This window comes from Gammaproteobacteria bacterium (assembly GCA_009845905.1).
In the GTDB taxonomy this organism is placed as follows: domain Bacteria; phylum Pseudomonadota; class Gammaproteobacteria; order Steroidobacterales; family Foliamicaceae; genus Foliamicus.
In genome coordinates this window covers 212,636-227,219 of the sequence record VXYS01000006.1, presented here as the reverse complement: position 1 = coordinate 227,219, position 14,584 = coordinate 212,636, and the positions used below count along the sequence as shown (strand labels likewise).

The 14,584-nt window shown below is 64.7% G+C and carries 9 protein-coding genes and 3 tRNA genes; 3 read left to right on the top strand and 9 right to left on the bottom strand.

What is annotated here, in order from left to right; all coding sequences use genetic code 11:
• Positions 1-101 precede the first annotated feature (101 nt).
• A complete protein-coding gene (locus F4036_06545) occupies positions 102-1,418 on the top strand; it encodes an MFS transporter (GenBank protein ID MYK37395.1) in 1,317 nt (438 codons plus the stop codon).
• 30 nt (positions 1,419-1,448) lie between these two features.
• Here F4036_06545 and F4036_06540 read toward each other — a convergent pair whose 3' ends face one another.
• Complete coding sequence (locus F4036_06540; GenBank protein MYK37394.1) at positions 1,449-3,251, bottom strand: ABC transporter ATP-binding protein; 1,803 nt, start codon at positions 3,249-3,251, stop codon at positions 1,449-1,451.
• Entirely contained in the window at positions 3,248-4,996 is a 1,749-nt protein-coding gene (locus F4036_06535) for an ABC transporter ATP-binding protein (protein ID MYK37393.1), read from the bottom strand. Before F4036_06535 ends, F4036_06540 begins: the two co-directional genes overlap by 4 nt.
• 92 nt (positions 4,997-5,088) lie before the next feature.
• Between F4036_06535 and F4036_06530 the strand changes: the two genes are divergently transcribed.
• Complete coding sequence (locus tag F4036_06530; protein ID MYK37392.1) at positions 5,089-6,420, top strand: MFS transporter; 1,332 nt, start codon at positions 5,089-5,091, stop codon at positions 6,418-6,420.
• Here F4036_06530 and F4036_06525 read toward each other — a convergent pair.
• From F4036_06525 to F4036_06495, 7 genes are all read right to left on the bottom strand, one after another.
• Positions 6,186-8,102: a CRTAC1 family protein gene (locus tag F4036_06525; protein ID MYK37391.1), complete on the bottom strand. Its 1,917-nt coding sequence runs from the start codon at positions 8,100-8,102 to the stop codon at positions 6,186-6,188. The genes F4036_06530 and F4036_06525 overlap by 235 nt on opposite strands.
• Positions 8,099-10,273 (bottom strand): xanthine dehydrogenase family protein molybdopterin-binding subunit, encoded by a 2,175-nt coding sequence (locus tag F4036_06520; protein MYK37390.1) that lies wholly within the window; start codon positions 10,271-10,273, stop codon positions 8,099-8,101. The genes F4036_06525 and F4036_06520 overlap by 4 nt, the downstream gene beginning before the upstream one ends.
• A 23-nt stretch (positions 10,274-10,296) precedes the next feature.
• Positions 10,297-10,387, bottom strand: a tRNA-Ser gene (locus F4036_06515).
• 18 nt (positions 10,388-10,405) lie between these two features.
• Positions 10,406-10,603 carry a carbon storage regulator CsrA gene (gene csrA, locus F4036_06510; GenBank protein ID MYK37389.1) on the bottom strand — a complete coding sequence of 66 codons (198 nt, stop codon included), beginning with the start codon at positions 10,601-10,603 and terminating at the stop codon, positions 10,406-10,408.
• A 119-nt stretch (positions 10,604-10,722) separates the two neighbouring features.
• Complete coding sequence (locus F4036_06505; protein ID MYK37388.1) at positions 10,723-11,511, bottom strand: N-formylglutamate amidohydrolase; 789 nt, start codon at positions 11,509-11,511, stop codon at positions 10,723-10,725.
• A 24-nt stretch (positions 11,512-11,535) separates the two neighbouring features.
• A tRNA-Glu gene (locus tag F4036_06500) sits at positions 11,536-11,610 on the bottom strand.
• Between the two features lie 10 nt (positions 11,611-11,620).
• Positions 11,621-11,696, bottom strand: a tRNA-Ala gene (locus F4036_06495).
• Between the two features lie 137 nt (positions 11,697-11,833).
• Between F4036_06495 and F4036_06490 the strand changes: the two genes are divergently transcribed.
• Positions 11,834-14,533 (top strand): TonB-dependent receptor, encoded by a 2,700-nt coding sequence (locus tag F4036_06490; protein ID MYK37387.1) that lies wholly within the window; start codon positions 11,834-11,836, stop codon positions 14,531-14,533.
• Positions 14,534-14,584: the final 51 nt, after the last annotated feature.

Here is a 14,584-nt window from a genome sequence, read left to right as displayed (position 1 = left end):
TGGATGGCGGGACGCCGCGAGGGTCATGCTCTCGGTCCGGCGGACGTTCTCGCTCCCGGGGCGTGGGATATGATGGCTGGCGGTCTTTGGGAGGAGAACGCATGACCGCGCGGATAGGCAATATCGAGCTGGCGACGGGGGTGCGGATTACGCACTTCTGGACCTACATGTACGCGTCCCTGATCTGCATCGGGATGATCTCGAACATGAACTTCTCCCAGCCGTACATCCTCATCGAGCACCTGGGAATCGCCGACCCGAGCCTGGCGGGCAGGATCACCGGCCAGCTCACGCTAGTCACGGAAATCATGAGCCTGATGCTGATCTGGCCGTTCGGCATTCTTGCCGACCGCATCGGACGCCGGCCGGTCATCATGCTGGGCATCGGCATGATCGGGCTCAGCTACGCCGTCTATCCCTGGGCAACGGAAGTCTCGCAACTCCTGGCGATGCGGGTCATCTTCGGCATCGGCGTGGCCGCCGCAGCGGCCATGACGGCCACGATCCAGAACGACTATCCCACTGAGTCCTCGCGAGGGCGTGTGATCGGTTTCAGTTCGGCCTTCAACGCGCTGGGCATCGTATTTGCGACCCGCCTGGTGTCGGCGCTGCCCAAGTGGCTGCAGGATGCCGGCCTGGAGCCGGTGGCCGCGGGCCGCTACGCCTACGGCACGGCCGCGCTGTTGTGCTTCGTGTCGCTGCTGATATTCCGCTTCGGCCTGAAGGCAGGCGTGCCCGAAGAGGTGCGGCAGCGGCCCCGCTGGTGGGCCCTGATCCGCTCGGGCATCGAGGAGATGAGGAACCCGCGCATCATGCTCGCCTACCTGTACACCGTAACGGCGCGTGGAGCCCTGGTCGTGGCCGGCCTGTTCATGTCCCTGTGGGCGACCACCGCGGTCAGGGCCGCCGGGGGCGACGTCGCCGTTGCGCAATACCAGGTATGGCTGCCGTTCATGGTGGTCCAGGTGTTCGCCGTGGGCTGGTCGTTCGTGTTCGGCTGGATACTGGACCGCGTCAGCCGGGTCGCCGGTGTGGTCCTGTCGATGGCGATGGCGATCGTCGCCTACGGCTCGATGTATTTCGTGGAAACGCCCCTGGACTTGCGCATGCTGCCGCTCTTTGCCCTGCTGGGCGCGTCCATGGCCAGCGGCATGATGAGCAGCATGGCGCTGGTGGGCCAGGAAGCGCCGCCCGCCAAGCGCGGCGCCGTGATCGGCCTGCTGAGCCTGTTCGGTTCCGTGGGCATCATCCTGGCCGCCAACGTAGGCGGTGGATTGTTCAGCGCGGCGACGCCCTGGGCGCCGTTCGTGCTGATAGCCGGCTCGAATTCCGTGCTGATCGTCGTGGCCATCGTCATCTGGGTGGTGGCGCCGGGCGAGTGGAAGCCGGGAGCCGCGGCCGCCATGGGCAGGCACTGAACCCGGGGCACGCCCGGCAGCGCGTCGTTCTCAGGCGACCAGCGCGGCGTCCACTTCGTCCAGTTGCAGGGTAAACATCTGCGCGTACCAGCCGCCGGCGACCATCAGTTCCCCGTGGGTGCCGCGTTCGGCGATTTTTCCCTTGATCATGACGAGGATTTCGTCGCTGTCCACCACGGTCGACAGCCGATGCGCGATCGTCAGAGTGGTCTTGTTCCGGCACAGGCGCCGCTGGGCTTCCATCACGCCCTTTTCCGTTTCCACATCCAGGCTGGAGGTGGGCTCGTCCAGCAGCACGATCGGCGCATCCTTGAGGATGGCCCGGGCAATGGCGATGCGCTGCCGCTGACCGCCGGAAAGCTTTCCGCCGCGCTCCCCGCACGGCGATTCGTAGCCGTCCGGCAATGAAGCGATCCACTCACTCAGGCCCGCGTCCTTCGCCGCCGCCTCCACCTCCTCCCGCGATGCGTCTGGACGGCCGAACAGGATGTTCTCGCCGACGGACTCGTTGAAGATGTAGCTGCGCTGGGAAACCACGGCGAACTGCTTCTGCAGGGCTTCCAGCGAGAAATTGCTGACCGGACGGTCGCCGATGGCGATCTCGCCGCTTTCGGCGTCCCAGTGACGCAGGAGCAGATTGATGAGCGTCGACTTCCCCGTGCCGCTGGGGCCTACCAGCGCCACCTGCCTGCCGGCCTCGATATCGAGCGAGAAATTCTCCAGCACCCTGCGGCCACGGCTCCACTCGGAGTCGTCCGAATCGTATTCGAAGGAAACGTTGCGGAAATGCAGCGAGGCGGATTCCACGCCGCCGGCCGCCGCGCCGGCCGTTTCCCGCACCGCCGGAGGCTCATCCATCATCGAGAACAGGCGGCGCGCCGCGATGATCGAAACGCGGAAGTCCGTGTAATTGTTTGCGAGCCCGATCGACGTGTAAAAGCCGATCACCGACACGGCGATGATTGCGGGCAGATCGACCAATGCCGATATCCGCCCGTCCAGGGTCAGCTCGATGCCCCACCAGGCCGCGGCGAGAATGCCCACGGCAACGAAGATCTCGCCCAGCGCGCGCTGGGTGGCGTCGGCCCCGTAAAGCTTGTCCTGGCCTTGCTGCATCGTGGCGCCGATTCGCCAGAGCTGTTCGCCGCGGCGCTTTTCGTAACCGAACGCAACCGTGTCGCGAACGCCCTGAATGCTGTCGGCCACGTAGGCGTTGACCTGTCCAAGCTGCTCGCGATAGGCCACGCCATCGCCGCCCAGCTTCGCCACCAGCCAGGGCAAAACGAAGGTCGTGGCCAGGTAGAACGGCACCAGTACCGCAATAAAGGACGGATGCACGCTGTAACACCACGCCAGAATTGCGGCGGGAACGCAGATTGCGGCCACCGCCGGGGCGATGGTGTGCGCATAGAAGGGCTCGACCCGCTCGCAGTCCGACATGACCCGGCTGACCGCGTCGCCGGACTGCAGTTTGGCCGTGCGGGCCGGCGCCAGCGGCAGCATCGCGTAGTAGAAGATATTGCGGAAAGCCGCCAGGATGCGGAACGCCACGTAATGGCCGGTGTACTGCTCGATATACGACGCAACGCCGACGGTCGTTCCCGCTACCGCAATCCACTTCACCTGCGTGAAGATCACGTCCCATTGAACGGCGCCGGGTTGGTGGGCGGCAACGTAGATGCCCACGCCAGCGGCCGCGATGCCCAGCACGGCGGCTTGCGCAACAATCTTGACGACGCGGGCGACCAGCGAAATGCACATGATCCAGCCAAAGGGCCGCATGTGGCCCAACAGCCGCCGGATGATGCGCGCATTGCTCACCGTGGACATCACGCCGCCGCCCCGGCCAGGCCCTCCAGCTCCTTCTTCGTCCGGATCATGCCGGCGTAGATGCCGCCGTGAGCAAGCAACTCGTCGCGCGTGCCTTTTTCGGATACGGCGCCGGCCTCCATGACGACGATACGGTCGGCCTGTTCGATCGTGCTCAGGCGGTGGGCGATCAGCAGGACCGTCTTGCCGCGCGTAAGGCGCTGGAGGGCCTGATGCAGGGCGGTTTCCGTTTCCACGTCGATCTGCGAGGTCGGCTCGTCGAGAACGATGATGGGCGCGTCCTTGAGAATGGCCCGGGCGATTGCGAGCCGCTGAGCCTGTCCCGCGCTCAGCGCCATGCCCTGGTCGCCGACCATCGTATCCAGACCATCGGGGCAGGCCTCTACGAAATCGAACAGTTCGGCGCCCTTGAGCGCCTCGAAGAGTTCCTCGTCCGACGCTTCCTCCCGGGCGACCCGCAGGTTCTCCGCAATGGTCCCGTAGAACAGGAATGGATCTTGCGGAACCAGGGCGATCTGCCTGCGTATCTGCTCGAGAGACAGTTCGCGTTCCGGGATTCCGCCAAACAGGATTTCGCCCGAATCCGGGTCCAGCGTCCGCAGAAGCAGGTTGGTCACCGTGGTCTTCCCGGACCCGCTGCGGCCAACCAGCGCCACGGTCTCCCCCGGGTCGAGGTCCATCGAGAAATTCCGCACCGCCGGCGCATCGGCGCCGGGATAGGTAAAGGACACGTCCCTGATCCGGATGCTCACTTCGTCACCGGGCAATTCCGTCGATGCATCTTCCGCCGCGAACCGCACCGGGGCCTTCTCATCCAGGAACTCACGGACCGTGCGTGCCACCTCGCGACCCAGCGCGCCGGCGAAGAAGAACTCGCCGATGAGCAGAAGCGTACGGCTGAACTCCAGGCTGATGAGCACGACCGCGAGCGCTTCGCCCGGACTGACATGGCCGCCGGAGTACCGGTACAGGGCCACGGCCATGGCCACCGCCGTCGAGAACAGGGCAAACCCGAGCTCCAGGAAGATGAACTGCGACTGGGCCACGGCCAGCAGTTTCATCGTGGTGCGGCGCTGCACCTCGTTCCCCGCTTCCATCTCCCTGCCGCGCGTTTTTTCCTGATTGAACATCTTGAGCGTGGTCATGCCCTGGATGGAATCCAGGTACTGGGAGCTGTTGCGGTTCTTCACGTCCTCGTTCTGCGCGCTGATGCGCCGGAATCCGCGCGCAGAAGACCCCACGAACAGGGGTGTGAGCGGCACGCCGGCCAGCATCCACAGGCCCACGACCCAGTCGATCCAGAAGATCGCCGCGCAGAGCATGACGGGAATGGCGATGGCGACCCAGATCTGCACGAAGTAGACGCTGAAGTAATAGTCGAGATACTCGACGCCTTCGGTCGCGATGTTGGCGATCTCTCCGGTTCGCCGTTTGCCGAGAAGGCCGGGACCCAGCTCGACGACCTTCCTGTGTATGCGGTCGCGCACGTTCAGTTTGGCCTCGCTGGAGGCCCTGAACTGTCCGGTCCGGAACACCCAGGCAAGGACCGCCTTTGCAAGCACCAGGACGGCAAGGACCCAGAACCACTGGCGCAAGAGGTTGCTGCCCTGCCAGGCGGCATCGACCGCCAGCCCGAGCACGTAGTACAGCAGAATGGTCATCGGCATCGTCGCGATGCCGGCGATCAGGCCCACCCTGACCCACTTCATCGTGGCCGGTGTCACCAGCCTGTCGTCTACACCCAGCATTCAGTCAATCGTCCGCCGCCACCGCGGGCAATTCTGCACCAGTTTCCGCAATCCCGCGTATATGATGGCGGCGGCAACGACGGAACCATTCGATGATCGACATTGACCGCAGCGCCGGCGCGCGCATTGGGCAGATCCAGCTCGCAACGGGCGTGACGGTCCGGCACTTCTGGACCTACATGTACGCATCCCTGATCTGCATCGGGATGATGACGAACATGAACTTTTCCCAGCCGTACATCCTCACCGAGCATCTCGGCATCACGGACCAGGGCGTTGCCGGGGCCATTACCGGGCAACTCACCGGGATGACCGAGATCATCGCGCTGCTGCTGATCTGGCCCTGCGGGATGCTGGCCGACCGCATCGGCCGGCGACCGGTCATCATGCTGGGCATCGGCCTGATCGGACTCAGCTACGCCATGTATCCCTGGGCCACGGAAGTCATTCATCTGATGTACTTCCGGATCATCTTCGGCGTGGGCGTAGCGGCGGTTGCATCGATGACCGCCACGATCCAGAACGACTATCCGGTGGAATCCTCGCGCGGGCGCGTGGTCGGATTCAGTTCGGCGTTCAACGCCCTGGGCATTGTCTTCGCAACGCGCCTGGTTTCGGCCTTGCCCAAATGGCTGCAGGACGCCGGCCTGGATCCCGTTGCCGCCGGCCGCTACGCGTATGGGGCGGCAGCCCTGGTGTGCTTCATTTCCGTTGTTGTTTTCCGCTTCGGCCTCAAGGGCGGAGTGCCGGAGTACACGCACAAGCGTCCGCGGTGGTCCGAACTCGTGGCGGCGGGCTTCCGCCAGGCAAGGAACCCGCGCATCCTGCTGGCCTACGCCACCGCGATGACGTCGCGGGGCGACATGGTCGTGGCCGGATTGTTCGTATCGCTGTGGGCCACGATGGCCGTCAAGGCGGCCGGCGGAGAAGCCGCGGTCGCGCAATACCAGGTGTTTCTTCCGTTTGCGGTCATGCAGGTCTTCGCGGTGGCCTGGTCGTTCATCTTCGGATCCATACTCGACCGGATCAACCGCGTTGCGGGGGCGGCCCTGTCGCTCGCGCTTTCAGTTGTGGCCTACGGTGCGCTTTACTTCGTGGAGTCGCCGCTCGACCTGCGCATGCTGCCTCTGTTCGCCCTGTTGGGCGCGGCGATGGCCGGCGCCATCATGAGCAGCATGGCGCTGGTCGGTCAGGAGGCGCCGCCGCGCGAGCGGGGCGCGGTGATCGGCTTGCTGAGCGTGTTCGGTTCCGTGGGAATCATCCTGGCGGCAGGCGTTGGAGGCGCACTGTTCAGCGCGTCCACGCCCTGGGCGCCGTTCCTGCTCATGGCCGGCGCGCAGGCGGTACTGCTGGTCTGGGCGTCGCTGGTCTGGCTGCTGGCGCCGGGCGGTTCCAGGGCAGCCGCCGACACAAGCAGTTCCTGATCCAGGGGCGGGTCGAGGACCGTCTGCGAACGGCCGTCGGCCCAGCAAACGTCAACGCGGTCCACGCCGTCGCGGCTTCCCAGGCCGAAGACCGGCGCCGGGTCGTCCACGGAGTTGTAGCCGGTGGACGAGAAGATTTCGCGCCATTGAACGAGGTCGCCGGAAACCACCCGTATCCGGGCGTTGAGCCGCTGGCCTTCCAGGCGCACCTTGATCCAGTGGTTGTCGTTGCCCTGGTTCAGCCACAGGAAGTTGCGCTGCGGCTCCGACAGCATCTCGCCGCGGTTGTAGAAGGTCCGCGCGGTGCCGACGATGTCGGTAAAGCCGTCGCCGTTGACGTCGCCACTGGCCACTCCCGCGCCGATGCTGTAGCCCTCGGCGCCTGAACCGGCGGTCACGTCGGTGAAGGTTCCGTCGCCGTTGTTGCGCAGAAGCGCGTTGTTCGCCGGTTTGAACGCAATGTAGAACTGCACGAAGGACGGCATGTCGACCACGATGTCGTTGATCAGCACGTTGGAAGGACCGCCGTTGCTCACGTAGATGTCGAGCCAGCCGTCGTTGTCGTAATCGCCCATCGTGCAGCCACGCGCGCCGCCTTCATCCCCGGAGCCGGAAGCGAACGTGATGTCGGTGAAACCGGCCTGGCCGGTTTCCGCGTAGTCGTTGCGGATCAGCCGGTTGGCCTGGTCGGCGTTGGGCAGATAGGCGTCGATGTCGCCGTCGTTGTCCACGTCGCCCAGGCACACGCCATTGGCGTTGCCCGGATTGAGAAAGGCCCAGCCCGACGGCGGCTGCCGGGAACGGGTGATGTCGGTGAACTCCCCATTGCCCTCGTTCATGAACAGGGTGTTGGGTCCGCCCTCGTTCGGAGCAAGCAGGTCCAGGTCGCCGTCGTAATCGAAATCGAACCAGCCGGGAGATCCCTGGCTGTTGGCCTCCTTCAGGCTCTTGAGCAGCAACACGCCGGCGCTTTCGGTCGTGTCCTCGAACTCGCCGGCGCCGTCGTTGCGGAACAGGGCATGGTCCACCTCGTAGTCCGCCGCTCGCCAGACGATGTCCAGCCAGCCGTCGCCGTCATAGTCGCCGAAGCCGACGCCGCCGGACGTTGCGGTGATGCCTCCGTTGGACTCGTCCTCGTAGACGCCCTCGCGTATCAGCCAGCTATCGGCGGTGACGTCCTCGAAGTCCGGCACGCCGGTCTCCGCCAGCCGGTTGCGGTACAGCGTGACCGGGGGATCGTAGCCGCCGCGTGCGCCCGATTGCATGTTCGCCACAATCATGTCGTCGTCACCGTCGAGATCGTAGTCGCCGAAGGTAATGCCGCGCCCCAGGCCCCCTTCGTTGGTTGCGCCGCGGGCTTCCGCCACGTCGGTGAAATAGCCGTTCCCGTCGTTTTCCCACAATCGATTGCGGAATTCGTGACCGAGGGTTCCGCTGTCGTTGTTGGTGATGTAGATATCGGGATCTCCGTCGCCGTCGTAGTCATTGAAGGCAACACCGGCGCCGTCCAGCCCGACGTCGGCGATCCCGCGCTCCGCGGCCTCCTCGGTAAACCGTATCGGAACGCCCATCGGCCCGGACTCGTCGCCCGCCTGCCCGGACTCATCGCCCGCCTGGCATCCACCAAGCAATACCCCCGCGGCTACCGCAATGGCGCCGATACGAAAACACCGTTTCTTCAAAGCTGTTCCTCCACCCGGACGTTTTGCGCCGCCGGAACCTCGAACGGCAGCGTGCGCAGACGCTTGCCCAGCGCCGCGAAAATCGCATTGCCCACGGCCGGCGCGGCAGGCGGCACGCCCACTTCGCCTATGCCCCCGATCGGGGCCCCGCTGTTGACGATATGCACCCGGATATCGGGCGTGTCGTTCATGAGCAGCATCCTGTAGCTGTCGAAATTGCGCTCCACCGCGCCGTCGCGGTCCAGTCGGATTCTGCCGTGCAGGGCCGCGGTCAGGGCGTACAGGATTCCCCCGCTGATCTGCGACTCCAGCGTGGCGGGGTCGACCGCCAGCCCGCAGTCCACGGCGCAGTCGATGCGCTCGATGCGCAGCCGGCCCCGCTCCACCGAAACCCGGGCCACCTGGGCCGCAAGGCTGCCGAAACTGTGGGTGCAGGCAATGCCGAGACCGCTGTGCGCGCCGGGCGGCCTGCCCCAGCCCGCTTCCTGCGCAGCACGTGAAAGCACGGCCGCCATCCTTGACTCATCAGGCAGCAGCGACATCCGGAAGGCAAACGGATCGCGGCCGGCCGCGTGGGCCAGCTCGTCAATGAAGGTCTCCACAAAGAAGCAGTTGTAGGAGTGGCCCACGGACCGCCAGAAACCCAGGTTGACCGGTGAGCGCACTTCTACATGGCTGACCTCGAGGTTCGGCACCCGATAGGGCAGGTCCGCGGCTCCCTGGACGGCGGCGGTATCCACTTCCGGCTCCATTCCCCGCATCTGCCGGAGCAAGGAAGGCGAGGCGATGTGCTGCCGCCAGGCCCGCAGTTCGCCGTTTTCGTCCAGCGCCCCGCGCATCAGGCTGATCGCGGGGGGCCGGAAATAGCCGTGCCGCATGTCGTCCTCGCGTGTCCAGATGATCTTGACGGGCCGGCCGGCGTACTGCGAAGCAAGCACGGCTTCGGCAACGTAATCGTTCTCCAGCCGGCGTCCGAAGCCTCCGCCGAGCGCCGGCGTGTAGATGTGTACCGCTTCGATGGGCAGGCCGGTGAGCTTCGCGGCGATCTGCTGGGCCCGGGTCTGGGTCTGGGTCGGCGCCCATACCTCGCAGCGATTCACGCGGACATCGGCCGTGCAATTCATCGGTTCCATCGTTGCGTGATGAAGAAACGGAACCTCGTACTGCGCCATGACCCGGCGCAGCCCAGGCTCCCGCATGGTTTCGCGAACATTGCCTTCGCTGCGCGCCCTGGAACCGGGCTCGTAGAGGGCCGTAACCAGGCGGCGGCGAAAATCCGCGGACCGGTCCGTCGCACCCGTTTGCTCGCCGCCATCGGGCGGAACCCACCGCACGTCGAGCGCTGCGCGCGCCTGCTGCGCCTGCCAGAAATCGCCCGCCAGCACCACTACGCCGGGCGGCCTGTGCTCGTCGCCAGGAATCTCGAAGACATCCGTCACGCCGGGGAGGCTCAGGGCAGCCTCCGCATCGTAGATCGCGCGCCGTTCGACGGAACCGGGCCAGGGCGAACGGGCGATCAGGCCGGTCAACTGCCTGGGCAGGCGCACGTCGATGGCATAGGTCTGGGCGCCGAGGGTCTTTGGAGGAACATCCGCGCGCTGGAACGATCGGCCGACAAGACGGTAGTCGGACACATCCTTGAGAGGAGGGTCCTGGGGCGGATCCAGTTGCGCGGCAAGTCCGGTCAGCGCACCGTAATCCAGCCGGGCGCCCGTGGCGCGATTGGTCACCACGCCGTCACGGCAGACGCACTCGGACGGGCTGATGCCCCACTCCACCGCCGCGGCCAGCCGCAGCATCTCGCGGGCCGAGGCCGCCGCCTTGCGTAGCAGGTCGTAGGAACCGCTTACCGCCGTGCTGCCTCCGGTGCCCATGCTGCGTGGCCAGCCGGCCGGGTTGTCGGGCATGGGCGCAACGGATACGCGATCCCAGGGCGCCTCCAGCTCTTCGGCGACGATGCGGGCCAGCGCCCAGGGGCTGCCCTGCCCCATGTCCGTGCGGTCGCAGACAAACGAGACGTCGCCGCCGGGATCAATCTCGATCCAGGCGCTCGGGCGAAAACCCTCCGCTTCGCTGGACCGCCCTTTCGGCAGGTACCCGGCGAGCACGAGCGAACCGCCGGCCGCGACAAATGACCGGCGGGTCAATCTGATTTCAGGCGTGGACTTCATGCGGTCTCGCTCCTTCCGGATTATGGCGGAGAGGGTGGGATTCGAACCCACGAAGGGCTATCAACCCTTACTCCCTTAGCAGGGGAGCGCTTTCGTCCGCTCAGCCACCTCTCCGCTGGTGCGGAGTCCGCACTAGGACTCCTCGTCTTCTCCGGTCACACTGCCTTGCTCTTCGACAATACGCTGGTAGACCTCTTCGCGATGCACGGTCACCTCGCGCGGCGCCTCAACTCCCAGCCGGACCTGGTTGCCCCGTATGTCCAGCACCGCAATGCGCACGTTATCGCCAACGATTACGGCCTCTCCGGACCGGCGGGTAAGAATCAGCATGCCCTAAGCCTCCCTGGACGGGCGCTTGCACCGCGCGGCCCTTGCCCGTCCTCATTATTGTGGACAGAAATCATAACGCGGTTTCGGGCGGGACGCCACCGACCGCGCGCACGGCTGACCTAGCTGCGCAGCGTATAGAGGCCGGGATCGGAAAGGATGGGTTCGAGCGCCGCGTGGATCCGGTCCGCCATGCGCTCCAGCTTCGCGGGCGTGTCCAGCAGATCCTGGCGGACCTCCATCGCCGCGTACGGAAAGTTGCGGTCCTCGGCGTGATGATCGACGGTGAAGTCTTCGGGATGCCGCCCGGAATACGGCTGGTTGTCGCCCACCAGAAGCGTTCCGTCCTCGCGCAGGCCGTCGAGCAGCGGGCGGGCGATCCGGGCGTCCAGGTCCCACAGCACACCGCAATCCCAGCGCCGATCCTCGCCGTCAAGGAACCGCGTAAAGCTGTGTATTGCAATCAGCACGGGTGCTTCCACGATCGAGCAAAGGCGATCCAGTTCCCGGTCGATTGCGCCGCGATAGGGCCGGTAAATGGCCGCAGCCCGAAGTTCCTTGTCTTCTGCGCTCAACCCCAGGTTACCGGGCACTTCGACCCCGTCGCTACGGTCGAGAAAGGCGGATGCGTCCGTAAGCGCCCGGTTGCAGTCCACGACCAGGCGTGAGTAGTTGCAGAGCACGGCGGTGGAGTTGAGGCGTGCGCTCAATGCCAGCGCCAGCTCGCCCGCCCCGAGATCCTGGGCAATGTGGCTTGCGCGATGTTCCTGCGAGAGTCCGAGATGGTCGAGGGCCCTCGGGATTCGCCGGGCGGCGTGATCGCAAACCACCAGTTGGGGCGCCGTCGCACCAGGCCTGTGTACCTCGTACGGGGCCGGCTCGGATGCATCCAGCAGCTCGGAAACCATCACCAAGTCATCTATCCGTATGTAAAGTGGCGTCCCCAAGGGGATTCGAACCCCTGTTGCCGGCGTGAAAGGCCGGTGTCCTAACCACTAGACGATGGGGACTTGAGAATTCTGGTGGAGCCAGGCGGGATCGAACCGCCGACCTCTTGCATGCCATGCAAGCGCTCTCCCGGCTGAGCTATGGCCCCTACACAAGAGGCGGAATTGTAGCCGCTCGAACTTCCGTGTGCCAGTTGAAGCCGTTGCCTTGCGTTGACAGGATGTATTGACAACGTTGTCATTCTAGGGATAAATTCGGTGTCCTGTTCAAACAAGGGGAGGAATCATGTTTGATTTTCGCGCCACAGCTTCGCGGCTCTTGCGCCCATCCGCCGTTGTCCTGCCGCTCCTGATTCTGGGCGGCGCCGGGCCGGCTTTGGCTCAGCAGGACGACGGAGGCAATGTAATCGTCATCGAGGAAATCGTCGTTACGGCAACCAAGCGGGCCACCGACCTCATGTCAACGCCGATCGCAGTCTCCGCTGTCACGCAGGAGAGATTGACCAGTCAGGGGGTAAGTGACGTAACGGATCTCGGGGACCTTGTGCCGAACATGCAGGTCGGCTCCTCGCCTTCGGATTCCGGTGTGCAGGTCACCGTGCGCGGCATTACCTCAAATAACTTCACGGAGCTCGGTGATCCAACGGTCGCCATACATGTCGACGGCATGTACACGCCCCGACCGCAGGCGGGGCTGGCGCTGCTGCATGACGTCGGCCGCGTGGAAATACTGCGCGGACCGCAAGGCACGCTGTTCGGACGAAACTCGACTTCCGGCAGCATCAACATCATTACTGCCCAGCCCGACACCGAAGCCCTGGAAGGCAATGTCGAGCTTGATGCCGGCAGGTTCAGCCGGATTGGTGCACGAGCCTGGATCAACCTCCCAGTCAACGAGAACCTGGCTTTTCGCATTTCCGGCATGAGGGAAGAATCAGACTCCTATATTCACCAGGAGACGGACCGGTTCGACCTGGCCTTCGATCCGGATGGCGACGGCAATTTTGAGATTCCCGCGGACGGCATTCCCAACACCGATCAGAGGCGGAACCGCGACGTGGGCGATGACGAAGCCTATTTCGCCGTTGACCGCTGGGCTTTCCGCCTTGCCGCGCGTGCCTACCTGGGAGACGCGGCGAGCTGGCAACTCACCTACGATCACTTCCAGGACAACAGCCCCGGCGGCCTGTCGCTCAAGGATTGCGAGAAAGCCGCAGGCACCTTCTTCGAATGTGATCATGACCAGTGGTACGCCCGGATCAACGTGCCCGGCGAGCTGGATTTCACCATCCAGACGGTGCGGTCCGAGTTCACCTGGGACATTCTCGACTCGGTCGTGATGGAATACCGCGTCGCATGGTCGGAACAGGACCGGTACCAGCAGTACGACGGCGATGGCGGTGCCTGGGTCGATCCCGACCACCCCGGTTACGGAATAGCCAGGTTCTGCTGCGGCGCCCCGCCGCTGGTTCGCGACGCCGGCGCCTTTGAACAGCATGGGTTCGGCGTGGAAGTCAAGTTTCCCTTCGAGGACCTGCAATTGACGACCCGTTTTTCGACCTACAAATCGATGGTCCACGAGTTGCAATTCAAGTCAACCGGCGACGGCGACCTCTCGTGGATAGCGGGCGCATTCTTCATGGAAGAAGAGAATTCCATTCGTTTCGACGTCGAACTTCCATTCTGCTGCGCGGGCGGAGTTCCGCTGGCGCAAGCGTTCCTGCAACCGGACCGCGGCGTGTCCACGGAGGCTTTGTTCGCCCAGTTCGACTATGCCGTGACGGACAGGGCGAACCTGACTGTCGGCTATCGCCAGACCTGGGACGAGAAGTTCGACAAGGGCGGGTCGAACCACCAGACCATCGGTTACTGGGTCAATCCCGGCGCCTACGATCCGGACGGCTCATTTTGGTACGAGTCCTGGGGACTGATTGGAGTGGTCCCCGGCTGGGCAGCGGATCCGGCCTTTTACCAGGCCGACAAGCTGACCAGCGCCATGGGGTCGCATGCGGAGGACTTCACCTCAAGGATTCCGGGCACCGACAACACCTACCAGGCGGACTGGGGACAAGGCACCTGGCGCGTCGGGTTCGACTATCTCCTAAGCAACGATCTGTTCGCATACGGTTACGTAGCCAGCGGCTTCAAGGCCGGCGGCTTCGGCGACAAGGTGGATATCTGCGAGTGCGGCGAGGTGACCGCCTTCCCGTACGATCCCGAGGAAGTCATTACATATGAGTTGGGCCTGAAGGGCGAAGCCCTGGACGGAAACCTGCGTCTGCTTGCCAATGTCTTCTTCAACGACTACAGCAACATGCAACGCACCTCGTGGGTCATCGTCGGCGAGTCCATCCACAGCGGCAACGATATCGGCACGCTGCTCACCACCAACCTGGCGGAAGCCGGCATCTTCGGCGCGGAGTTCGAGTGGGACTGGGCCGAGCCCTGGCCCGGCGGCCGGTTCTACGGCTGGGTGTCGTACCTGAACGCCGAAATCGACAAGCTCGAGGACGGCGAGGACGGGCTGTTCTGCTTTGAGCGGGCCTACATGGGACTGACGCCCTGCCCACCCCAGGACCCGACCCAACTCCGGGGCGACAACACGCTGCGCCGGCCGACGGACCTGTCGGGGAACAAGCTCCCTTGGTCGCCGGAATGGTCATTCTCGGCAACAGTGGACCACACCTGGTGGCTGGGCAACGGCTGGGTCGTCGGACCGTCTGTGACCTGGAACTGGCAGGCCGAGATGTTCTTCAACGACAACAACTACACCGACGGCCCATTCCATGCGGGTCAGAAGGCGGTGAGCACCTTCAATGCGGACTTCAGAATCATCAACGAGGATCAGGGTTGGGCGCTGGTGTTGTTCGGCTATAACCTGAGCGATGAACTGGTGCGCTCCTGGGCGGACCCCGGACCGGGCTACTGGCGCGCCAACTTTTTCCCGCCGAGAACGTACGGCGTGCGCTTCAGCAAGGGCTTTTAGCAGCGCCCCTGTTCCTCCACGGGGGCCGGCGGCACGCGAACCCGGTGCTCA